This is a genomic window from Pseudoalteromonas sp. S558 (assembly GCF_005886635.1).
Taxonomy (GTDB): Bacteria; Pseudomonadota; Gammaproteobacteria; order Enterobacterales; family Alteromonadaceae; genus Pseudoalteromonas; species Pseudoalteromonas aliena.
Window position 1 is genome coordinate 1 of record NZ_PNDU01000274.1, and the last position, 22,880, is coordinate 22,880.

Here is a 22,880-nt window from a genome sequence, read left to right on the forward strand (position 1 = left end):
ATAGGCCCCATATATAAGCAGGTTGGTATTAGGAGTAGGTTTGTTTTTTGTTTTTTTAAGCTGCGTATTTATAGCCGTTATGTATTTAGAAGCGATTAAAAAAGGCATGCCAGTAAAGCGCTGGGTATTTTTAGGCGGTTTATTGGGGCCTGCTGCATGGTGTTTATTTAATCTGCACTATCGGCGGGCGCTGATCCGCCATACAGGTCAAAATGCATGTATTTGGAACTCTTAACTTATTGCCGCTACGACTTTTTCTTCTCTAATTAAGCTTGGCGCTGCTTTACTTTGTTGTTGTTTTAAAAACGCAGTAAATTCAGCTTTTGATAAAGGTTTAGAGTAATAAAACCCTTGGACTGTTTCGCAGTTTAGGGTTTTAAGTATTTCTATTTGATCGGCTTGTTCAACACCTTCAGCAACAACATGTAAATCAAGGTTATGCGCAATAGTTACTATTGAGTCGACCATATTTCGGCCACGCTCATTTTTCATATCATCTATAAATGCTTTATCAACTTTGAGCGTGTTAAGTGGAAATTGTTTTAAATACGCTAACGATGAATAGCCTGTGCCAAAGTCGTCCATTGCTAAATGAATACCGCGTGCACTTAACGAACGCATAATGGAAATTGCTTCTTTAGGATCATCCATTACCGTACCTTCGGTTATTTCAAGCTCTAAAAAGTATGAAGGTAATTCGTTTTTTTGTAAAATAACATCAATACGCGATGTTAAGTCCGGTAAGCTAAATTGTTTTGCAGATAAATTAACGGCAACTCTGCCGTTAAATAAACCGCTATCGAGCCATTCTTTAACGTCTCTACAGGCTTTATTTAATACGACTTCACCTATTTCTATTATTTGTCCTGTTTCTTCTGCAATCGGTATAAACACACCAGGACTAATAATCCCTTTTTTGGGAGTAATAAAACGTACTAATGCTTCCATGCCCGTTAGCTTACCGGTCCGGATATTCATTTTTGGTTGATAATACACCTCAAAATGATCTTCTTTTAAACCAAAACGCATTAAGTTTTCTATTTGCAGACGTTTAACTGCTTGGCGGTTCATCGTATCGTTAAAAAATAAATAGCTATTACCTTTCTTTTTCGCATGATACATAGCAGTGTCAGCATTTTTTAATAATAACTCAGGCGTATTCCCATCTTCGGGGAACAGCACAATACCGACACTTGAAGTGATAACAAGTTCGTGGCCTGCCATTTTAAACGGTGTCGCAATGGCGGCTAAAAATTGCTTGGCCATACGCGTGATCATATGAATATCGTTAGTGTCCGACATAACTAAGGCAAATTCATCACCGCCTAAACGATAAAATACATCATTCTCACGGGTTAGCTTATTTAAACGCATAGCCAGCTTTGCAAGTAAACTGTCACCTAATTGATGGCCTAACGAATCATTTATTTTTTTAAAGTTATCTAAATCAAATACTAATAACGCATGGTGCGAATGTAGCTTAACCAGCTTGTGTAAATCAGTAAAAAATAAGTTGCGATTAGGTAGGCTGGTAGTGCGGTCTCTGTTTGATAAGTTATGCAGCTGCGACTCTGCTTTTTTACGCTCAGTTAAATCTGAATAAACAACAACGTAATTAGTGATTTGATTTTGATCGTTTTTAATTTCATCAATTGAAATCTCAATAGGAAGTAAAACACGCTCACTATTGCGCAATTTAACTTCTTGTTGAATATGATCGGTTTCGCGGACAATTTCAATAATGTTATTGATATAGCTTTGCTCATACCCAGGTAAGTTAAAATCTTTTTCAAGGTATTGCTCACGCTGGCCACCAAAAAGCGTTAAAAAGCTAGGGTTAATATCAACTAACTTAAAATTTTTGTCATAAATTGCTAATGCATCGGTTAGTGACTCTACACATTTAGCAAATAAATTTAAACGCTCCTCAGTCGACTTTAACTGTGATATATCGCGAACAGTGCCAGTCATTCTAAGTGGAGATAGGTTGGCGTCTTTTTCGATTATTTTGCCACGATCGAGTACCCAGTGCCAACGACCAAAAGTATCTTTAATGCGGTACGTTGCTTCAAAAAAAACGGTTTGTTCAGCAAAATGCTTTTTAAGGAGAAGTTCAACATTGGCAACATCAAGGGGATGAATTAGGCTTTTATTTGGGGGGAATCCAAGTAATGTGGTTGAATTCATCAAATATTTATCATTAATACGGATAACTTCACCCGTTTTTATATTCCAATCCCATAGCGTATCGCCACTGCCTTCTACCGTGCTTTTTAGGCGTTTTTGCGAGAGACAAAGCTCTTGACGCGAACGTCTGAGCTTAAAAATATTAAACAGTAAATAGGGCAAAGCAAACGCAATAATTGCGCTTGCTAAAAATAGTATTGTATCTGAATTGTAATTAAATGATGACTCGAAGGCACAAAGCTCAAATGAGTAAGCAAGTAATACAAGTGACAAACTGAGTCTTATAGTTATTGTTTTTATCATTTTTTTATTACTTATAATTTACAAACGATAACTTAAATCAAGCTTGACCAATAGTCAAAGAGAATGAGAATAAATTGGCATATTTTGTGATTTACTCACCTTTGCAGAACTTAAAAGTTCATACCTTGGCCTATCTTCATCAAAAAGTTGAACAGCATATTCTTTTATGTCTTCAAGGGTGAGAGCATTTAATGCCTTCAGTAGCTTCTGTTGCATATTAAACTCATGATCTCTATTGCCTATAGCAAGCCAAAGGCGCTGCGAACGTAGGCGTAAATTCTTATCTTTTTCAGCAATATGGGTTGTTAAACCATGTTTTTGTTGCTGCCAAATATGTTCATCAATTTTATCAATAGTGTTTAAGTATTGACTAATAAAACAATTATGCCTGTGGATAAGTGTCTTGGTATCAAACGTTGGTGATTGTACATAAAAGGCAATTCCAGCTCTGGTATTGAAAGGAGCATAACCCGCACCTACTAAATAGCCTAACTGCTGTGTGGTGCGCAGTTCGTTAAAGTAGTCTTGGTTTATTAGATGATTGAGTGCCATCATCTTTATTTTTTCCGTTACGCTACTTGTTTGGGCCTGATAATAAATAACCATTGCATGGTCGTTACATGGTAGTTCTAGCTCGTAACGCGTCACTTTTTTGATTTCAAATAGTGGGCGTCTTAAATCATCAATGGTTGTAGCATTTTTTAAGTGGGCAGCGACTTTTTTCTGAAATGCAATAGCATCGTCTTGCTGCCAATTACCGTGTAAAAATGACTCAACATGAAGCGCTTTAAAAAAGTCCCGCCTAAACTCCTTAAATTGCTGAAAACTTGTATTTTTTAATGCAGATGCAAGGTCTCCTGGTTGTGGATTCCAAGGCATTACTTTGGCACCTAAAATGCTAAATAACTCACTAACAGGCTTGTTTTGGTTACTGTTACGCCAATGCCTAACTAGTTGTTTTTTATATTCAGCGAAGCGCTTTGCACAAATTTCGACATTAAAAAGGGCATCAATGAGTTGATCGACTAATTCTAACTGGCTAGAAGAAAGGCCGGCAGTGTGAAGGGTTAATCCACCTTGATGCGAGGTTAGGTGGTAACTAAGTCCAGCAAGTTCTGCTGGATAAAACTGCTCGCCTACGCTATCCATAAATAAATCAGTAAATAAGCGAGTCAGTGCCATGTGCTTTACGTCTTTAACTGCAAAGTCGGAATCCATCGCTAAATAGAAATGACCTTTAGCGACTCTAAATGTATTGTCTTGCTTAAACCAAAAGTCAAAACCGGTCTCTTTCACAAGCAATTTTGGCTGAGTTTGTGGTTTTTCAATATCAAACAATACCACTTCTTTGGTTAAGTAAGGATTTGCGGTCGGTAATAGCATTTCATTAAGGGGTTCATTTATATCACTGAGCGCGTCGAGCCAGCTGGATGATACTTTTTCTACTTTATAAGGTGTGTTATACCACGCTGTTTTATGCTCAGGCTCCACGTCAGGGTGTATTAGAACAACACGCATATTATTTGGCGTTAACCATTGCATGGCCATTTCATGGGTCGCTCTTTTAAAGCCTTCCATTAAATAGTCACCTTGAACATAGTTACATTCGTCGTAATGCTGCATGTTAATACTTAAATTACTGACCCAGTCAATCAAGCGAGACTTTTCTTGGTTATCGAAAGCTATTTGTAATAGGTTTTTTTTATCTTGATAAAGGCGAGGTAACTTATCTGTATTGGTATTTATTAAGCAAATATACTCAAAGACCACTTCAATAATGTCTTCAAAGTACTCAATGCCTTCGTCAGTTAGCGCCATGCTAATATTAAAGTCTTTGAAGTTACTGCCGTTAATCCCCCCTCCGGCAGAAAGTGCATTTATCCAGCCTTGCTCTTTTAAAATAGAGTAAAGCGATCCTGCTCCTTCATAGCCTAGTAAATGGGCAATAAAGCTCACCGTTTTATGACGATAAAAATCATCAATGTTTGGCATCGCAAAACTGACAATCAATTTTTGCATGTGCTTGTGCGGCTCAATATGGAGTATTTTACCTATGTCTTGCTTACGATATAGCGGCTCATTGATAGCTGGCTTTTTAAGATTTTTATGACCATTTACTTGATTGAAATACGTGTTAGTCCAGTCTTGCAGCGTATCGAGTTCTTCGTTGGCGCAAATAACTAAGGTCATCCACTGTGCTTGATAAAAAGTATTAAAAAAATCACGTAGTTCATCACTTATACAGCGTTCTCTATCTGCAAGTGTTTGTAAATTACCGACTGAAAATTTAGCAAAGGGGTGAGCAGGGTTTACTGTTTCTTTGTGCGCTTGGTAAATGCGGCGACCATCATCCTTTATTTTTAATTTAAATTCGGCTTCAATCGCATTACGTTCTTTTTCTGTTTCTGCAGGGTTGAGTAATGGAGCAATAAAAAAGCGACTAAATTGCTGCAGTGCACGTTTAAATTCTTGATTGTTTATATCAAAAAAATAGCAAGTGTGTTCCGTTCCAGTCCATGCATTTGTGTTTCCACCAGCCTGAGACACAAAGTTATTAAAACTACCTGATTCAGGAAATTGATCGGTGCCTAAAAAAACCATATGTTCTAAAAAGTGTGCAAGGCCTTGCCTATCAACAGGGTCATCAAAGTGGCCAGCATTAACAGCCATAGATGCAGCGGCTTTAGTTGAATCTTTATCTTGCACTAAGAGTACTTTTAGACCATTGTCCAGTGTAAAGGCACGGTATGCTCTGTTATCATTGCGACTGATATTCAAATGATGCTCCTGAAACGAAACGTTTACTTGTTAACAACAGATGATAGCTTCAGGGTAGCGAAATAATGCTAAAAGATTGACCTGAATATCATGAAAGAACTACTTTAGAAATAAATAGCTTTATGTTGTTAATATAGCGAACAAATGGGCAGGCTGGCTACTGTTTTATATTCTTTAATCGGTTGATTTTTTATGAAAACAATCTTAATAATGCGCCACGGCGAAGCAACACCGATGCAGGCTGACGATGCAGCCAGAAATTTAACTCAATTAGGGCATACAGAGGCGGAAAAAATGGGCTTGTGGCTCAGCAAAGTTCATCAACCGGATGCTTTGTTAGTTAGTCCTTACACTCGGGCACAGCAAACAGCACAAAATGTAGCAAAAAATAACACATTTGAATTTAGTGAAACAACAAGTGATTTAGTACCCGAAGGCAAACCCCAAATTGCTGCTGATTATTTGGAAACTCTGATTGCTGCACATCCTCAATGCAACACATGGCTTGTCGTTGCGCATATGCCTATTGTAAGTTATTTAGTTGATCAATTAAGCTCAGGTGACATGCCTATTTTTAATACAGGAGCCGTTGCTGTAATTCACTACGATGAGCAAACTCAACGTAGCCAATATATAAGTATAAACGCCCCTGAAAATGTATAAATCTAATAATATAGAGTAGTAAATGATGATTGATCGCCTTGAAACGGGTGCGCGAATGAGCCGCATTGTAAAACATAATGGCACAGTTTACTTGTGTGGGCAGGTATGTGCCGACGCTACAAAAGGTATAAAAGAGCAGACCAAAACTATGCTCGATAAAGTTGAGGCTTTACTTGATGAAGCGGGTAGCTCAAAAAAGCATATGTTAAGCGCGACCATTTATGTGAAAAGTATGGATTACTTTGCTGATATGAACGCGGTATGGGATACATGGGTACCACAAGGGTATGCCCCTGCACGTGCCTGTGTTGAAGCTAAAATGGCACGAGATGCTTTACTTGTTGAGGTTTCAGTTGTTGCAGCCCTTAAATAATCAAACAGAAATAGCATTGTTGATCAGTGATTTTAATAAAGAAACTGCTCAGGCTATAAGTTCACTTCCTGCTTGGTATTTTTGTGATAACGAAATAGATGCAAACGACTGCGCACAACTTGTTTTACAAAAAGTGAAAACGGCCACTACGTCGTCACTTTATTGGTTTGAACACAATAATGAAGCGTTACCTCAAGTCGGTGATTTAAATATTTTCACTAATTGGCAAGGAAAGCCTCTGGGTATAATTGAAACCACAGATGTCACTATTACTCCTTATAATGAAATTACAGCGGCGTATGCCGCTTTAGAGGGGGAGGGTGATAAGAGCCTTGCTTATTGGAATAAAGTACATTGGGCCTATTATCAGCGTGAGCTTGCAGACACTCCATTTCAGTGTAATAAAACAATGCCTTTAGTGTGTGAACGGTTTAAATTAATATTTACAGCCGCGCATCCACTTCAAACAAGAGCAACGAATGAAAAATAACCCAGTAGCTTTAATAACAGGGGCAAGCAGGGGAATTGGTGCTGCAACAGCAATTCATTTTGCACGTAATGGTTACGATATCTGTATTAATTACAATGTCGACCACCAAAGCGCAAAACAAGTCGCACAGCAAGCATCAAACTATGGTGTTTGCGTAGAGATAATACAGGCAAATGTTTCGCAAGACTCTGAAGTGGTCGCAATGTTTAAAAAGCTATATAGCATATTTGGAAAGCTGGATGTACTTGTTAATAATGCCGGTATTTTAAAACCACAAATGCCTTTGTTAAAAATGAGTGCAGAGCGAATAAACACAGTGTTGACCACCAATATTACGAGTGCTTTTTTATGTAGCCGTGAGGCTGTTAAATTGATGCTTGCAGGGGGCAGTATTGTGAATGTGTCCTCTGGGGCTGCTAAAACAGGTTCCCCTCATGAGTATATTGATTACGCTGCTTCAAAAGGGGCGATAGATACATTTACAATAGGCCTTGCCAAAGAACTTGCAGCGCGAAATATTCGTGTTAACTGTGTCCGTCCAGGACTAATTTATACCGATATGCATAGTGACGGCGGTGAGCCTAATAGAGTTGACAGGTTAAAACATGGGTTACCACTAGGTCGAGGTGGAAAGCCGGAAGAGGTCGCGTCGGCAATTTATTTTTTGGCCTCTAGTGCAGCTTCATTTACCACCGGTAGTTTTATTGATGTAGCTGGTGGTTCATAGTGTCTCTTATTTAATTACGTAAGTAAGAGACAGTGTTAGAGCTGTTTTTTCAGGTTGATATCGTTCTTAGAAAGAATTTTTAAGACACGCATATTAGGTATTTATATGCGGTATTGGCTATTTATTTAATACTATTTTCATGACCCCATTTTATAGGAATAAACTTGTTTAAAAAATAAGCATTAATATTTTAATCAGTATGTGAATAAGAAAAATTTTGTCATAGTCATTACCCCGTTGTACTTCTAAAGTACTCTCAAAGAAAAGTTTAGGTATACGAATTTTCTTCAATTAGATGCCAAAACTATCTTTGAGACTACCTATTCTATTTGAGTTTGTTTTTTAGCAGGACTATGGGCGACAAGTCGTTAGCGTTTTTAGCGCACTGTCTTTTTGATTAAACACATGGCATGTTCTAAAGCTATCTTGCACAGTTATATGCAATGTAGAGCCATCGCCCTTAGCTGGCGCTGTCCCACCATAGTGAGGGCCTTTTGAGATAAAGCAATTACCCTGATCCCAGAATATAGCAAGCGTGTTATCATCCGAATCTCGGATTAACTGTTGCCAGAAAGCGATACTACCTTGCTTTTGAGGGAAAATGGCATTTTTACTGACTATACATTCCGCGTAGCTACTAAGTGATAATAAGCTTAATGAGCATACAATGAGTTTAATCAATTTTATATTAATGGTTTTCATATTTTTCACCTTTGTTGTTGCATTAAGTTGCTAAGTAAAAATAGCAAAAACAAACAATTTTAGGCATAAGAATGGTTCATATGATTTTGTTTTTAAAATAGTTTATGTAGTGTATTGCAGAGGTGTTAAATAAAGATATTGAAAGTTGATTTCACTATTGAAATCAACTCTAAGGCTTGGTTGTATGTAAATGTGGAGGGTTAAAATAACCCATATAATAATGCGCTCAACATTAACTAAACTTAGCATAATCGCTATTACAGCTTCCTATTGCAGAGCTAGATTGTAATTTTTCACTGGCGGATTTTACTTGCACTCTGTCTTCTGCCGCTAAGCTAATTACAGTATTACATAATTGGCAGCAAAACTTTTCTCCTGCACATAAGGCTTCAATACTAATAATAATTTTAGAATGCTGACAGTGAGGACAGTTAATGGTATTTGTTAAATTCATCGTAGTTCCTACATGTTTTAAATAGCGCCTTTATTAAAAGGCGCTTATAAGTTGTTATCCAGGTTTTGTATCCTCATTTTTAGGATTTTTGATCATTATAGGCTGAATAGCTGCCGTATACGCTTGGATTATTGTTGTTACCCCTTCAGGAAGTGGTAACTGCCCAGCATTAACTGCTACGGTGTATTTAGCTGAATTTGACTTTTCATAGTGCTCTTTATCAGAGGACGATGACTGACTAGTTGATTTAACCGAGCCTTCCACTTTGGCAGAAAATCCCATATAGCTGAAACCAGCTTCAAAGCTACCGCTAGTCTCTGTACTATCACTATTTGATTTTTCAGTGTCGTGTGAATAAGAGCTTTTCACTTCCATTTCAAAATTAACATCAACATTTTTAACGGCAAGTGAGTTTAGAGGTAAAATAGTCAAAATGGGTAAATTTAAAGTCGAAGTTGCAGGAGTTGATGGCTCACCTGTATCTTGATTAATAACAGGGCGAGTAATTTCAAGCTTGACCATAATAGGTCTACGTACACCTCCTTCCTTATCTTTATCATCGATTGGTTGAAAACAAGTTTCTAATAAAAACTGCGTTTGCGTAATTGCCATGTTTGCATTGGCATCAGCTGCTGCATTTAAAGGAGCACCAATTAAAGACTTCATTGGTAGACCAGAAAATTGTTGAGCCATGCTTACTAGTGAATTTTCCATTATAGTATCCTTTTTCTAATGTTAGTTTTCTATCCAGGGATTTGCGCTCTAAGTGAACGCTCGTAACCTTCAATAAGTTTTTGAAGGCCTTCAGGAGTTTCACCTCCTTGAAGTTTTATTTCGATTTCCACATTAGAGGTGTTTCTTTCTTGCGATTTAGAAAAAATGCCTCCTTGAGCTTGTTTTGGAAATGCGACAAATAATTCATTTTGGTCGTTAGCAGTAACTTCTAAGTTTGCTTTAATGCTAACCTCTTGTATTTTTTGTGAGCTGATTGGTGTTAGCGTTATAATTGGTACATCAACATAGCTGATCTTAGGCCCATTATGGTCTTTATCAGGGAAGGCCATTTGCATTGTTTTAGGTTTGAGCACACGCCGAACTTGATTATTAGAAGCTAATTTTTCATTGTGGTTTTTGAGAATGCTAAGCGCTGCTTCTGTATCATCACTATCGATAAATGTTTTAACTTTTTGAATTGACTCATCATCAAGGTCTGTTACATTTTCAGTGGGTATTTCTACAATCTCAAAAAATTTATTAATGTGTTTTATACCTTGAGCTTCAACCTCATTAGCGGCTTGCTTAATGCTTGAATGAAGTTCATGTATAAGCGATCTAAATTTAATCATCTTTAATATCCCGTAGTGACTTTGTTACGTCAGTTATAGGTATTAAAAGGAGATAAGTTAATAAGAGCTGATCTTATGATTGTTTTGAAATGGCCATCTTTTTTCTTGCTGTCGATATTGTGCGCTGACTAATACCAAACACCCTGATTAGCTCATCGTTTGCCATGCCGTTTTTTATTGAATTTTCATACGCTATTTTTCTAAGCAAGCTAAAGATGCCCCACCTATTAGGAATTTCAATATAACCAGACGAATCAGCAAGAGAGCAAAGTCTGCAGTAATGAGATTCAGTTAAATTTATCTCTAAACTTATTTCTAATTTTGACTTATGCTTACCTAAGTAAATTTTTTTCCCACCATGCTTCTCTATAAAATCGTAGAACTCATTAGCAGTGTATGGCTCTACTAGTTCAGATAAAAAAAAGGGCAGCCTAGCAAGTACTTCAACTTTGTATTCTTCATAGAAAATATATAACTCATTCATATGATTTATTTTGTTTGTATAAATTGCGCCAAAAATTTCGTAATGCATCCTTTGCGGCTCCACTGAAGGTATACACTTCAAAGGCGTAACCTTTGAAGTTTTGTATGGGTTTCTTTATTTGTAGTTTTTAGGAGTTAATAAGGACATAAGAATGGTTCATATGAAATTAACATTTTGTAAACGTTTTTATTTCAATTGATTCTTTTTTGTTTTTGTTTTTGTTTTTGTTTTTGTTATGGGTACTTTTGTGTGAAGCTGATAAGGAAAAATTATTATATTTTATCCCGTTCAAGTTATAAATTTGGAATGATGGTTAAGTCGCTTTAACCCATTTTTAAAAGAGGAAAACATGGTTTTATTTTCGATTACAATAATATAGCCAGCCAAAATGTAAAACTAGCAACACTTAAAATAGTCGACAGTACAACAGCGCCAGCAAGTGTGGCTTCATGTTGTTTTATTTGACTCGCAATAAGGTAAGCATTTACGCCAACAGGCGATGCACTTAAAAGTACCAATACATTAAGTATTTGCGTGTCTAGCTTAAATACATAAGTGCCCACCAATAGCACCAATGCTGGTAATAGGACTATTTTTAAGATTGATGCAATGAGGGCCGGTTGCCAGTTTGCCGCTACTTTATAAAATGCTAAATTTGCACCAAGTACAAATAGCGCACAAGCAATCGCAGGCGACGCTAATAACGTAAGGCTATTAGCGACATCTTCAAATAAAGTGATCCCCACTATATTTAAAATAAGCCCACAACTAATACTCAATACAATAGGGTTTAATACCATGTTTTTAGCAAATTTTGACCGCGAAAATTTGCTGCTGCCTTTAGCGCCAATTAAAAACGTAAGTGCAAACAACAATGTGCTATGAAAAGTGATGATCATAAACGCGATGGCTATCATTTCTTTACCAAACGATGCAATAACAATAGGGATACCCACTAACACCATGTTTGAGTAGCTTGAGGCAAGCCCAAATACACCATGTTGTTGATAGTTTTTTTTGTGTTTTTTATTTAAATAGAAGCGATCAATTAAAATGCCAACACCAAATATACTCAGTACTGGAATATAAAAACTTAAAAATGCAAAGAGGCTAATACTTTGTTGTAAATTAATTTGCGACATATTTAGCAGTAAAAAAGCGGGCAAACTAACGTAAAACGTAAATTTACTCAGGCCAGCAATATGCTGCTGTTCAAAAAACTTTAATCGGCAACAGCTATAACCCAGTACAACAATAAAGATGAGCGGAAAAATAATCGATAAAATGTGCACGCAGTTACGCCTTAGTCATAGATAAATTAACGTCTAAATTCATCACTTTGCGGTAAATTAATTAAAATAAGTACAGCGCCTCTGCCGCCATATTCAAGGGGGGCTTGATGCATGGCTATTACATCGGGGTGTTGTACTAAATACTGAGGCACTTTGTGCTTTAGTACGCCGCCGCCAATACCATGCACTACACATGCACAATAGTAATGCTGCTTTTTGCACTCGTGAATGAGCCCTGCGAGTTCATCTTTAGCAAGTTCTTTATTTAAACCATGTAAATCTAGGGTCAAATCGGGCGCAAAGTCACCACGGCGAAGCTGTTTAGCTAGGAAGGTATCTTGGCCTGGTTTTACATATTTGACCGTGCCGTGGGTATCTATATCGGGAATATAAACGTCTGAGAAAAAAAATTCAGACTGAGCCTGCTTTTTTTGCTGGGCAAATTGCTTAGCTTGTGACACCTTAGGTTTTGTATCAAAACGATGAGTATCTTGTTTAAATACTTTAGCGCCTGTGATCGTTTGACGAAATAAGCTTATGTCGTCATTGCTTAGGGACGAATGGGATGGAATGTCTTTTTTCATAACTTTTTACCTAAACAAAAAAACGTAAAAACGCAGCGCAAAAGGCGGTACAATACTTAAATGAGGGGCAATTGTAATTTGCCCAGCGCAGATAGGCAATGCAATCGTCTTAAAGACTCAAAACAGTCAGTAAGCTAATACAGGTAAAATATATGAGCGATTTACAAATAGAAGAAGCAACACTCGAAGAAGCCGTTGCAGAACTGTCAACTTTACATGACTGGTTACGTTGGACTACAAGCCAATTTGCAAGTAGTAGTATATTTTTTGGTCACGGCACAGATAACGCATGGGATGAAGCTGTAAGCTTATTACTGCCTGCGCTTAGCTTGCCCGTTGATGCGCCAAAAGAATTAATGCATGCACGTTTAACAAGTACAGAAAAAAACCGACTTGCGGGCCTTATCGCAGAACGTATTAACGACTGCACACCAGTACCTTACTTAACAAACATTGCATGGTTTGCAGGTATGCCATTTTATGTAGATGAGCGTGTACTTATTCCTCGCTCACCGTTTGCTGAACTTATCAGTAACCGCTTTACACCTTGGCTTGAAGAACCACAATCGGTTAACCGTATATTAGATTTATGTACGGGTTCGGGTTGTATCGCAATCGCACTTGCACAAGCCTTTGAGCAAGCACAAGTTGATGCGGTAGATATATCGTATGAAGCGCTTGAAGTAACAGACATTAACATTAACGACTACATGTTAACTGAGCGCGTGTTACCTATTCAGTCTGATGTATTTAGCGGTGTACCAGGTCAAAAATACGATCTAATAGTGGCAAACCCTCCGTATGTTGATGCAGAAGATATGGCTGACTTGCCACGCGAGTTTCATCATGAGCCAGAGCTTGGCCTTGCATCAGGCCACGATGGTTTAGACGTAACGCGTACTATATTAAGCGAAGCGAGTGAGCATCTAACTGATAACGGTTTGTTATTTGTAGAGGTTGGTAACTCTATGGTACATATGGACGCACTGTATCCGGATGCGCCGTTCGAATGGATTGAATTCGAACAAGGCGGCTTAGGTGTATTTGTAATTAGTAAAAAGCAGCTAGATGAGTATTTTGTAAAATAAGTAAAAAATGAATAGCCAAGCCCTGTGCTTGGCTATTGGTAGTCATTAGGAATGAGGAAAGTTAATGGCAGGTAATAGCATTGGACAGTTATTTAAAGTGTCCACCTTTGGTGAGAGCCACGGCGTTGCATTAGGCGGCGTTGTTGATGGTACTCCCGCAGGTCTTGAAATCACAGAGGCCGACTTACAAATTGATTTAGATCGCCGAAAACCAGGCCAAAGCCGTTATACAACGCAGCGCCGTGAAAGCGATCAAATAAAAATATTAGCAGGCGTTTTTGAAGGTAAAACCACAGGTACTAGCATTGGTTTATTAATTGAAAACACCGATCAACGTTCGCAAGATTACGGCAAAATTAAAGATGTATTTCGCCCAGGTCATGGCGATTACACGTATTGGCATAAGTACGGCTTGCGCGACTATCGCGGTGGTGGGCGTTCATCTGCACGCGAAACCGCAATCCGAGTCGCAGCAGGGGCTATCGCTAAAAAATATTTAAAGCAATTTCATGGTATTGAAGTTAAAGCATGCTTAAGCCAGCTAGGTCCTATTAAGGCTGAAACGTTTGATTGGGATGAAGTTGAAAATAACTTATTCTTCTTCCCTGATGCAAGTAAGCTTGAAGCGCTTGACGAATATATGCGCGACCTTAAAAAGCAAGGTGACTCAGTTGGCGCTAAAGTAAAAGTAGTGGCAAGCAACGTACCGGTAGGTCTAGGTGAGCCCGTATTTGACCGCCTTGACGCCGAACTTGCACACTCCTTAATGAGTATTAACGCAGTTAAAGGCGTGGAAATTGGTGATGGCTTTGATGTGGTTGAGCAAAAAGGCTCTGAGCATCGTGATGAGTTAACCCCTGAAGGTTTTACATCAAACCACGCCGGTGGTGTACTTGCGGGGATTTCGACAGGGCAAGATATTATTGCTTCTATTGCGCTTAAACCAACCTCGAGCATTACTATTCCTGGCAACAGTATTAATACGAGCAACGAAGCGGTAGAGATGATCACCAAAGGTCGTCATGATCCGTGTGTGGGCATTCGTGCAATCCCGATTGCTGAGGCCATGATGGCTATTACATTAATGGACCATTTACTGCGTCAACGCGGTCAAAACCCACATGTAAACCACGAACATGGGCCAATTAAAGGTTCGATTGATTAACTTGGTTTGATTTAGTAAGAAATATAAAACTCAAAACGCGGCTCTGATTTTGTCGCGTTTTTGATTGGAGAAAATTTAACAATAAGCTTAAATACGGTCAATGGCATGTTTTGCCACCAAGTATAGCTTTTTGACCATTAAACCTAATACCCAACGGATAAATTGAGCTGTAAGCTCTTTGACTTCATATGTCGCTTTACCAACAAACGCGAGCATATGCCCAATTAATCCCTTTAACTCCTCTGTAAGCTCTACAAATTTAACCACTGATTCAAATAGGCAGCGGGCTAAAATATCATAAAAAGTTAACCCAACAGCTACACCTGCCTGCGCAGAGATAAAGGCGTATTGTCCTGTTTTCTTTAAAAAGGTAATTAAGCCATTGGTAATTATTCGTTGGCAGGCAGCTGAAAACGTAACATTAAAGCGCTGCTCATACTTTAACACCGTGTGATTGTAGTGAAGAGGCTTTATTGAGCTTTCCATGCTTGCGTAGTCTTTATAAGCAGCCACAGTATTAACATAACCTGGTGTATTTTCTTCCATAGAGTGTGCACCAATACTAAAAAAAGATCCTTCATTCATCGCTGTCTGATATTCGCTTGAAGTATGACTAAATGGCCAAGCTGGTACGCAGGGTACCGGATCTGCGCCGTGCGTTACGCGGTACTGGCCTATATTGTACGCTGCAGAATGAACAAACTGGTTTAATACAACCCTCGGCGCACCAAACGTATATAAATTAGTGGGAATACCTTGCTCACTTGCCCAAATTGCAGTGAGCTGTGCTATAGCACCACCTAAGCTATGACCAACAAGGTGCAAACACTTAGGTTTATGCTGCTTGACATAACTTTCAAACATCGGCTTCATGCTGGTAAAAGCTTTTTCAAAGCCAGAATGCACTTCTAAATTTTTAGGGCCGTGGGTAATGGCTACATTTAGGTTTGTTAGCCAGTCGGCGCAGGAGGTAAAAACGGTGCCACGTATACCAATAATATGGTGGCCTTTAAATTGTTGTGATGCACCTTCTGCTGTTAAAGCAAAACCTGTCGTGCGGTTTAGCAGTTGATTGATTAAGCCACCACTAACACCTTTAATTTGGTTGTTGGTGATTTTAAAATCACTGTCAAAACGTTGTCCTAATTCTTCTTTAAATGACGTAGAGGTTCTTATATCATAAACTCTAGCTGCTATAGTGGCAGCTATATTTGGGGGTAATATTGCTTGGACTTCTTCCATGTCAATCTTCCTTTTATCTTTCAGTTAAATCTGTTAAGTCGTAGTTATTTATCTGGTACTCTTTACCGTCTTTTAAAAGTTTATAAGGTAAAAAGTCTTCTTCCCATCGGCAAATACTTTGTGCTACATAGTTACGGTGTATATTTTTTTGATTTCTAAACTCAAATACAACGTGAGGATTGGTTATTTCACAATTTAAAAGTAATAGTTTTTTACTATACTCAGGGACTTCATCAATACCTGACTGAGTTGCAATCCAAAGGGGGATTAAGGCGCTATTATTTTCAATAAAGATTTCTTGGGAAACACGGTTTTCAACTATTAGCTTATTTGGTATTGAGGAAAGAATCGTTTTTTTGGGAAAGTGAAAACGTCCATTTTGATCTGTGTTTGCAGTATCTCGGTGGACTTTTTCATCTATGTAGATTAATGAGCGAATTACTTCTAAGTTGACAACAGGTGCGCCATTTTCTGTAACTACACCATTGACTTCAGGGCTTAAAAATACTTCTTTTTTCTTTCTGAACCAGCTAAACATATCTTCTCCTTGGCTAATGGCTGGGAAAATAATAAGACAAACAAGAATAAATAAGATAATGAATCGAGGGCTATAGCTAGATATATTCATAAGCAATCCTTGCATATTTTTACTAAATACTAATTGAGATTAAAAGCTGTGTAAAGTGTAGTGTTCAGAAACCTGTAACATTTTAATATTATTTAAAAATAAGAGTTAGATATGATTTAGTCTTTTGGCTTGAACAAAAAATTAGCTGAACTTCAGGCTAGTAAAAGTTTATTAAATCCTGAGTGTACTTCTAAGTTTTTACGGTTTTCTTTTAGATCTTTGAACCAATCAGCACAGGAAGTATTACGGTACTACGTATACCAATAATATGGTGGCCTTTAAATTGTTGTGATGCACCTTCTGCAGTCAAAGCGAAACCTGTCGTACGGTTTAGCAGTTGATTGATTAAGCCACCACTAACACCTTTAATTTGGTTGTTGGTGATCTTAAAGTTTTCAATAAAATCTATGTCAAACTCTCTTTTATAACTGTTACTTTTTTTTATATCATATACTCTTGCCGCAACGCTCGCAGCTGTGTTGGTTGACAACTTATTATTCATAACTCAACCTCCTTCCCTGTAAAAAGCTCTGTAATCTTATTGAAATCTCCATCATGTATTTTGTACTTTATCTCTCCGTTCTCTATGATATGTGTTGGTATATAGTCATCTTCCCATCTACAAATACTGGAGGCTATTCTATTTAAATGCTCATTATTGTAATTTCTGAACTCAAACCTGACTAATTTATTTGTTATTTCGCAATTTATGAATGCTAATTTGTTGGTATATTCAGGTATTTCTTTAATACCAGACTGATTAGCACTCCAGAGCTCAATTTTATTATCATCATTTCGGATAAAAATTTCTTGGGAAATACGGTTTTCAACTATTAGCTTATTTGGTATTAAGGAAAAAATCGTTTTTTTAGGAAAATGAAAGCGCCCATCTTCATCGGTAGTTGCTATATCTCTGCGGACTTTTTCATCTATGTAGATTAATGAGCGAATGATTTTTAAGTTGGCAACTGGTGTGCCATTGTCTGTAACAATACCATTGACTTCAGGGCTTAAAAATACTTCTTTTTTCTTTCTGAACCAGCTAAACATATCTTCTCCTTGACTAATGGCTGGGAAAATAATGACACATGCAATAATAAACAAGATCACGAGTCGAGGTTGAAGCTCAAACTTGATTTACTCATAGGTAATCCTTGCGTAATTTTCTGAATTTTAACCGACAAGAATATACATGTTAAGTAGAGAATACCTATTTTCACGGAGTGGTGAATTAATCTTAAGGTTATTTTGTACTAGGTCTTAAACTGAACTTTTATGTGTATAGTATAACTTTTTCAAGTGCTAATACTGTTGAGGTTTTATTTATTGAACTATTTAATTAGTCAGACCATACATTACCTTACAATGATTAGCATTAACTTTAAAAATGACAAGACAGTTATTATGCGAATAAACAATCAACCTTCAGTAGTACATTATGAAGCAGCTATTAAACGTTTAGAAAAGTTTTCTCACTTTACAGATAGCAGCATTGGCATTCCTTTTACTAAATTTAATATAGGTTTGGAAGCTGTGATTGGCTTAATCCCTGTTATAGGTGATGCCGCAGGGCTAATTTTATCAAGCTATGTGCTTATAGAAGCGCAGCGTTTAGGTGTGAGTAAACGTATAAAGACAAAAATGATTATCAATATGCTTATAGACTTTGTGGGCGGTTTAGTGCCATTTTTTGGAGATATTTTTGATGCCATGTTTAAAGCAAATACACGAAACACACATTTATTGAAAAAGCATATAGCTAAGCAGTTAAAAGCGCACGGTAATGAAAGCTCAGTTATTTAAGTGTATAAATTACTTATAGATAACAATTATGTATCGTATATTTCGCATTGGCTTACTTTTATTTAGTTCGCTTTTAAAAATGTAAGCTATTAACTTATAACAGGTAAATGTATGTACCTTGATCACCCTAGGTATGGTAATAAGCCCATAGTTACCAATATTTCAATGACGGTAGAAGCGATTGAGCGAGCACACTGGCATTACTCAAACCTTAAATATTTTCCTAATACGGTAATATTGGCAGATATAGAAAAGCAAAATTATGCCATTTACCCCCGAACACTCTATGTTGATATTGAGGTGCAGTGCGGGGCTTGCTCTAGGGCATTTATTTTTTTTGCTCAAGAGCAGCAGTATTGGTTTGAGGTACTTGGGTTTTGGGTCGATTCGCACTGTACTCATTGTTTTGGATGCCGTAAGCATGCCAGATATATACTTACTCTTCGTAAACGATACGATACGATATGTTAGCAAATGCAGCCAATAAAACTGTCAGTGAAAAAACAGAGCATAAAGCGCTTGCAAAGACTCTTTACTGTTTAGGTATTATTAAAAATATCAATAAAGTGAATGGTTAGCCTACTCATATTTTACTATCACGCCTTATTTTTACTTTAGTTGTAAAAGCCCGTACAATTCGTCTCGTTTTTAGTGCGCTATGTAGCGCTGTAACCGAGACGAGTTAGCCTAATTTTATGCATCAAATAGCTGATCTAATTTCAATTTTTGAACGCACTTTTTATCAAACTTATAATACTCGGTTGATAAAAGGCGACAGCGAGCCTGTGTATTTACCGGCAACAGATTATGTGCTCTATCACCAAGTCGTATTTGCCCATGGTTTTTACGCCAGTGCATTGCATGAAATTGCACACTGGCTGGTGGCGGGTAATGAACGGCGTTTATCAGAGGATTACGGCTATTGGTATTGCCCCGATGGGCGTGATAAACAACAACAAGCTGATTTTGAAAACGTTGAAGTAAAGCCCCAAGCCATCGAGTGGTTATTAAGTACCGCAGCAGGGTTTAATTTTAATGTGTCGGTAGATAACTTAAACGGCGAACAAACGTGTCGGTTTGATTTTCAGCAGCGCGTGCATCAACGAGTGCTTACCTTGATTAAAAACGGTTTTAACTCTCGTACCGAGTCACTTTTAAAAGCGCTCTCTCATTTTTACAACACACCGTGGCCATTAACTGCACAGCAATTTAATTGGCAACACCCAAAGGAGCTTTGTAATGGCGTTTAAATTAGGCTTAATTGTAAATCCAGTCGCGGGTTTAGGTGGCACGGTTGCTTTAAAAGGCAGTGATGGCGCACAAACTGCTGCCAGAGCTATTGAGCTAGGCGCAGAGCCAAAAGCCAATAGCCGCACAAAAGCAGCGCTTGAAGTGCTATTACCTTATAAAGAGCGCCTGACTATTTACACTGTTAACGGTGACATGGGTGAGAAAGCAGCCAAAGCCTTAGGCTTTAATGCAGAGGTTGTGTACAACACTTCTGCAATAACAACCCCAGATGACACAGAACAAGCAGTAAAAGTACTTAAAGACTGTGGTGTTGATTTAGTTTTATTTGCCGGAGGTGACGGTACAGCACGTAATATTTGCCATGCAATAGAAGACACTGTGCCTGTACTTGGCATTCCCGCAGGCTGCAAAATCCACTCTGGTGTGTACGCTATTACACCAAAAGCTGCAGGGCGCGTAGTCGAAATGCTGGTTAAAGGTGAGTTAGTTACTTTAGCTGATGCCGATGTAATGGATATCGATGAAGATGCCTTTAGACAAGGCACAGTAAAAGCAAAGCGCTACGGCGAAATGCAAACCCCAAGTGAAGTACGTTATATGCAAGCGGTTAAAAATGGCGGTAAAGAAACCGACGAGCTCGTGCTTGCCGACATTGCTGCGCATGTTGTATCACAAATGGATGAAGACACATTTTACATTATGGGTAGCGGCTCAACGGTTGAGGCGATAATGGAGGAAATGGGACTTGAGAATACGTTGCTTGGCGTGGATTTAATTAAAGATCAAACCTTAGTTGCCCAAGATTTAACGGCTGCGCAATTACTGCAATATACTCACCAGCAAAGTACTAAGTTAGTTATTACGCTCATTGGCGGGCAAGGGCATATATTCGGCCGTGGTAATCAGCAATTGAGCCCTGCGCTTATACGCGCAATAGGCAAAGAAAATATTATTGTAGTCGCAACAAAAACAAAACTACAGGCGCTAAATGGGCGTCCGCTTATTTGCGATACGGGCGACGGCGAACTTGATGACACATTAACGGGTTATATAAAAGTAACCACCGGATTTAACGATCATATTATGTATGCAGTAGGGCACCAACATCTTGAAGAAATGGATGCTTTGCAAAACCAGGAGATTAATAAATGAGTTTAGTGAACTATATCGATGCAGCTCAGCAGTACTTCGATGACTTAGTAATAAAAGCAACCGACGATGAGTTATTTGCAGGCGGTTATTTACGAGGCCACTTTGATCTTGCTGTAGGCTATGCCGAAGTAGAAAAACTCACAATTAGTATTGATGAGCTAAACGAAACTGTAGAGCAAAGCTTAGTTAAAGCGTATCGCAATGGTGAGCTTAACGAGGAAGACAAGGCATTAGTTGTACGCTTGTGGGAAGAAGTAAAAGCACTCGCTTAACAAAACCGATAAAAGAAAAACACGATTAGCTCAGCGCTGTCGTGTTTTTTGCTTTTAAAGGCCCTAAAATAGATTGTTATGTTAATTTACTGTTGCGTTTTAATGCGATACTGTTGTTAAAATAAATTTTAATGAGTAATCAAATATGAATAATAATCAGGACGCCTTACCTTCGGGGCTAGTCGCGCGTTTTTTAAATTTTGTTGAAAGAATAGGGAATAAGCTTCCAGACCCGGCAATTATATTTTTATTTGCTATGTTATTGATCTGGTTTTTATCGTGGTGGTTTTCAGGCGTAAGTTTTGACGCAATTGATCCCCGTACAGGCGAAGCCATTATAATTAATAACATGCTAGCAAGTGACTCATTAGCGACCTTTTTATCATCAATGGTAAAAACCTTTACAGGGTTTGCTCCTTTAGGCGTAGTGTTAGTGGCTATGCTTGGTGTGGGCGTTGCCGAACATTCTGGCTTTATTAATACCGGCTTAAAACTGATGTTAAAAGTAACACCTAAAAAGTTATTAACGCCTTCGATCATTTTAGTGGCCATTGTTAGTCACACGGCAACCGATGCAGGTTATGTATTGGTTATCCCATTAGCGGGCGTGATTTTCTATGCCGCAGGGCGTCATCCACTTGCAGGTATTGCAGCGGCATTTGCGGGTGTAAGTGGTGGTTTTGGTGCTAACTTTATTCCATCGGGAATTGATCCATTACTGCAAAGCTTTACGCAAAGTGCAGCGCAAATTATTAACCCTGCTATGTCTATTAATCCGCTTAATAACTGGGCATTTGCCTCAGCGTCAAGTTTATTTATCGTATTAGTAGGCTGGTATATCACCGATAAAATTATCGAACCACGCCTACAAAAAACAAAAGTTGATGGCACAGAAGAAGACTTACCTGTATTTGAAGATGCACGCAGTGATGAAAAGCGCGCCTTTTTTATTGCAAGTAGCGTGATGATCGCAGGCCTTGCATTATTAGCATTTGTCTCAGCCCCCGCAGATTCTGCAATGCGTAGCAGTGATGGATCGCTTACTAATTTTAGCTCCCCTTTAATGCAATCAATTGTTCCGTTAATCTTTTTACTCTTTTGGATCCCAGGTGCTGTATATGGCTTTACAGTCGGCACATTCAAAAGTACCAAAGATATGATCGATGCTATGAGCAAAGCGATGAGCGGTATGGCGTATTACATTGTAATGGCGTTCTTTTGTTCGTTATTTATTGCCGCTTTTAGTAAATCAAACTTAGGTGCATTACTGGCAATCGAAGGCGCACAGCTTTTAAAAGCAATGGAGCTACCGAGTGCAGTCACTGTAGTAGGTATCATCTTTTTAACAGGCTTTGTTAACTTGTTTGTCGGCTCAAGCTCAGCTAAATGGGCATTACTTGGTCCCGTATTTGTGCCAATGCTGATGCAATTGGGGATCTCGCCAGATTTAACGCAGGCGGCTTACAGAGTCGGAGACTCAAGCTCTAATATCATTACACCACTTATGCCTTACTTTCCGCTTGTTGTTGTGTATTGTCAAAAGTATGTCAAAGGCACTGGCATAGGCACGCTCATTGCGCTGATGCTACCGTATTCAATCGCCTTTATGATCGGCTGGAGTATCTTCTTGCTAGGCTACTGGGCACTTGGTATTCCACTAGGTCTTGATGCCAGCTATGTGTATCCGGCAGTAGCGCCTTAACCTAAACTTTGATTTATGAACCTCACTCACTTGAGTGAGGTTTTTAAATAAAAGCCCTGTAATGTAAAAATAAGTTACCTTTCTAAATCTCTCACTATATAGCGGAGTTTTTCAAGTTAGTTGTCGCATCAAGTTAAATTTTATGCCGCCCGCACTTCTTCTTTTTTCTCTGGATTCAAATTTACTTCATTGAA

26 protein-coding genes are annotated in these 22,880 nt (G+C 38.3%); 13 read left to right on the plus strand and 13 right to left on the minus strand.

The genetic code is table 11. The annotated features are described in order from the left end of the window. The first annotated feature begins 40 nt into the window (after positions 1-40). Complete coding sequence (locus CWB66_RS16660; RefSeq protein ID WP_138586238.1) at positions 41-235, plus strand: hypothetical protein; 195 nt, start codon at positions 41-43, stop codon at positions 233-235. Here CWB66_RS16660 and CWB66_RS16665 read toward each other — a convergent pair. Together CWB66_RS16665 and CWB66_RS16670 are read right to left on the minus strand one after the other, a co-directional pair. Then, positions 232-2,490, minus strand: coding sequence for a sensor domain-containing protein (locus tag CWB66_RS16665; RefSeq protein ID WP_138586239.1), 2,259 nt, complete (start codon positions 2,488-2,490; stop codon positions 232-234). The two genes, CWB66_RS16660 and CWB66_RS16665, sit on opposite strands and share 4 nt — an antisense overlap. Before the next feature lie 54 nt (positions 2,491-2,544). Then, on the minus strand, positions 2,545-5,268 hold the full coding sequence (locus CWB66_RS16670; RefSeq protein ID WP_138586240.1) for an insulinase family protein: 2,724 nt from the start codon (positions 5,266-5,268) through the stop codon (positions 2,545-2,547). A 192-nt stretch (positions 5,269-5,460) separates the two neighbouring features. On the opposite strand from CWB66_RS16670, the gene sixA reads away from it, so the two are divergent. From sixA to CWB66_RS16690, 4 genes are read left to right on the plus strand one after another with little or no spacing between them, the layout of a single operon-like run. Continuing rightward, complete coding sequence (gene sixA, locus CWB66_RS16675) at positions 5,461-5,931, plus strand: phosphohistidine phosphatase SixA (RefSeq protein WP_138586241.1); 471 nt, start codon at positions 5,461-5,463, stop codon at positions 5,929-5,931. A gap of 22 nt (positions 5,932-5,953) precedes the next feature. Further along, the gene (locus tag CWB66_RS16680) at positions 5,954-6,304 is read left to right on the plus strand and encodes a RidA family protein (protein WP_138586242.1); all 351 of its coding nucleotides are present in this window, start codon (positions 5,954-5,956) and stop codon (positions 6,302-6,304) included. Then, positions 6,288-6,794, plus strand: coding sequence for an ASCH domain-containing protein (locus tag CWB66_RS16685; RefSeq protein WP_171037529.1), 507 nt, complete (start codon positions 6,288-6,290; stop codon positions 6,792-6,794). Before CWB66_RS16680 ends, CWB66_RS16685 begins: the two co-directional genes overlap by 17 nt. Then, a complete protein-coding gene (locus tag CWB66_RS16690; RefSeq protein ID WP_138586244.1) occupies positions 6,784-7,521 on the plus strand; it encodes an SDR family oxidoreductase in 738 nt (245 codons plus the stop codon). Before CWB66_RS16685 ends, CWB66_RS16690 begins: the two co-directional genes overlap by 11 nt. Before the next feature lie 351 nt (positions 7,522-7,872). Here the strand turns inward: CWB66_RS16690 and CWB66_RS16695 are convergent, their stop codons facing one another. The 7 genes from CWB66_RS16695 to smrB form a co-directional block, all read right to left on the minus strand. Further along, positions 7,873-8,223, minus strand: a complete 351-nt coding sequence (locus CWB66_RS16695) for a hypothetical protein (protein WP_138586245.1) — start codon at positions 8,221-8,223, stop codon at positions 7,873-7,875. 232 nt (positions 8,224-8,455) lie between these two features. Further along, complete coding sequence (locus CWB66_RS16700) at positions 8,456-8,677, minus strand: hypothetical protein (RefSeq protein WP_138586246.1); 222 nt, start codon at positions 8,675-8,677, stop codon at positions 8,456-8,458. A gap of 54 nt (positions 8,678-8,731) precedes the next feature. Next, a complete protein-coding gene (locus CWB66_RS16705) occupies positions 8,732-9,391 on the minus strand; it encodes a DUF2589 domain-containing protein (protein WP_138586247.1) in 660 nt (219 codons plus the stop codon). Positions 9,392-9,420: 29 nt separating this feature from the next. Continuing rightward, positions 9,421-10,023 (minus strand): DUF2589 domain-containing protein, encoded by a 603-nt coding sequence (locus CWB66_RS16710; protein WP_138586248.1) that lies wholly within the window; start codon positions 10,021-10,023, stop codon positions 9,421-9,423. 73 nt (positions 10,024-10,096) lie between these two features. Further along, a complete protein-coding gene (locus tag CWB66_RS16715) occupies positions 10,097-10,555 on the minus strand; it encodes a hypothetical protein (RefSeq protein WP_138586249.1) in 459 nt (152 codons plus the stop codon). Between the two features lie 317 nt (positions 10,556-10,872). Then, entirely contained in the window at positions 10,873-11,799 is a 927-nt protein-coding gene (locus tag CWB66_RS16720) for an AEC family transporter (RefSeq protein ID WP_138586250.1), read from the minus strand. Between the two features lie 26 nt (positions 11,800-11,825). After that, positions 11,826-12,383, minus strand: coding sequence for an endonuclease SmrB (gene smrB, locus CWB66_RS16725; RefSeq protein ID WP_138586251.1), 558 nt, complete (start codon positions 12,381-12,383; stop codon positions 11,826-11,828). Between the two features lie 152 nt (positions 12,384-12,535). On the opposite strand from smrB, the gene prmB reads away from it, so the two are divergent. Both prmB and aroC read left to right on the plus strand, forming a co-directional pair. Continuing rightward, positions 12,536-13,471, plus strand: coding sequence for a 50S ribosomal protein L3 N(5)-glutamine methyltransferase (prmB, locus tag CWB66_RS16730; RefSeq protein ID WP_138586252.1), 936 nt, complete (start codon positions 12,536-12,538; stop codon positions 13,469-13,471). 64 nt (positions 13,472-13,535) lie between these two features. Beyond that, a complete protein-coding gene (gene aroC / locus CWB66_RS16735) occupies positions 13,536-14,636 on the plus strand; it encodes a chorismate synthase (protein WP_138586253.1) in 1,101 nt (366 codons plus the stop codon). Positions 14,637-14,723: 87 nt separating this feature from the next. Here aroC and CWB66_RS16740 read toward each other — a convergent pair whose 3' ends face one another. The 4 genes from CWB66_RS16740 to CWB66_RS16755 all read right to left on the minus strand — a co-directional run bounded on the left by CWB66_RS16740 (position 14,724) and on the right by CWB66_RS16755 (position 17,556). Further along, positions 14,724-15,878 (minus strand): lipase family protein, encoded by a 1,155-nt coding sequence (locus CWB66_RS16740; RefSeq protein ID WP_138586254.1) that lies wholly within the window; start codon positions 15,876-15,878, stop codon positions 14,724-14,726. A gap of 13 nt (positions 15,879-15,891) precedes the next feature. Then, entirely contained in the window at positions 15,892-16,416 is a 525-nt protein-coding gene (locus CWB66_RS16745; RefSeq protein ID WP_252371782.1) for a DUF6795 domain-containing protein, read from the minus strand. Positions 16,417-16,717: 301 nt separating this feature from the next. Further along, positions 16,718-17,008 (minus strand): hypothetical protein, encoded by a 291-nt coding sequence (locus CWB66_RS16750; protein WP_252371783.1) that lies wholly within the window; start codon positions 17,006-17,008, stop codon positions 16,718-16,720. After that, positions 17,005-17,556 carry a DUF6795 domain-containing protein gene (locus CWB66_RS16755; protein WP_252371784.1) on the minus strand — a complete coding sequence of 184 codons (552 nt, stop codon included), beginning with the start codon at positions 17,554-17,556 and terminating at the stop codon, positions 17,005-17,007. The genes CWB66_RS16750 and CWB66_RS16755 overlap by 4 nt, the downstream gene beginning before the upstream one ends. Before the next feature lie 354 nt (positions 17,557-17,910). On the opposite strand from CWB66_RS16755, the gene CWB66_RS16760 reads away from it, so the two are divergent. The 6 genes from CWB66_RS16760 (at position 17,911) to CWB66_RS16785 (ending at position 22,686) form a co-directional block, all read left to right on the plus strand. After that, positions 17,911-18,309 (plus strand): DUF4112 domain-containing protein, encoded by a 399-nt coding sequence (locus tag CWB66_RS16760; protein WP_138586257.1) that lies wholly within the window; start codon positions 17,911-17,913, stop codon positions 18,307-18,309. A 111-nt stretch (positions 18,310-18,420) separates the two neighbouring features. Continuing rightward, complete coding sequence (locus tag CWB66_RS16765; RefSeq protein WP_252371785.1) at positions 18,421-18,780, plus strand: zinc-ribbon domain containing protein; 360 nt, start codon at positions 18,421-18,423, stop codon at positions 18,778-18,780. Positions 18,781-19,004: 224 nt separating this feature from the next. Next, entirely contained in the window at positions 19,005-19,559 is a 555-nt protein-coding gene (locus tag CWB66_RS16770) for an elongation factor P hydroxylase (RefSeq protein ID WP_138586258.1), read from the plus strand. Beyond that, a complete protein-coding gene (locus CWB66_RS16775; protein ID WP_138586259.1) occupies positions 19,549-20,712 on the plus strand; it encodes an ATP-NAD kinase family protein in 1,164 nt (387 codons plus the stop codon). Before CWB66_RS16770 ends, CWB66_RS16775 begins: the two co-directional genes overlap by 11 nt. Beyond that, positions 20,709-20,984, plus strand: a complete 276-nt coding sequence (locus CWB66_RS16780; protein ID WP_077538508.1) for a YfcL family protein — start codon at positions 20,709-20,711, stop codon at positions 20,982-20,984. The genes CWB66_RS16775 and CWB66_RS16780 overlap by 4 nt, the downstream gene beginning before the upstream one ends. A gap of 145 nt (positions 20,985-21,129) precedes the next feature. After that, positions 21,130-22,686, plus strand: a complete 1,557-nt coding sequence (locus tag CWB66_RS16785) for an AbgT family transporter (RefSeq protein WP_138586260.1) — start codon at positions 21,130-21,132, stop codon at positions 22,684-22,686. Positions 22,687-22,880 lie beyond the last annotated feature (194 nt).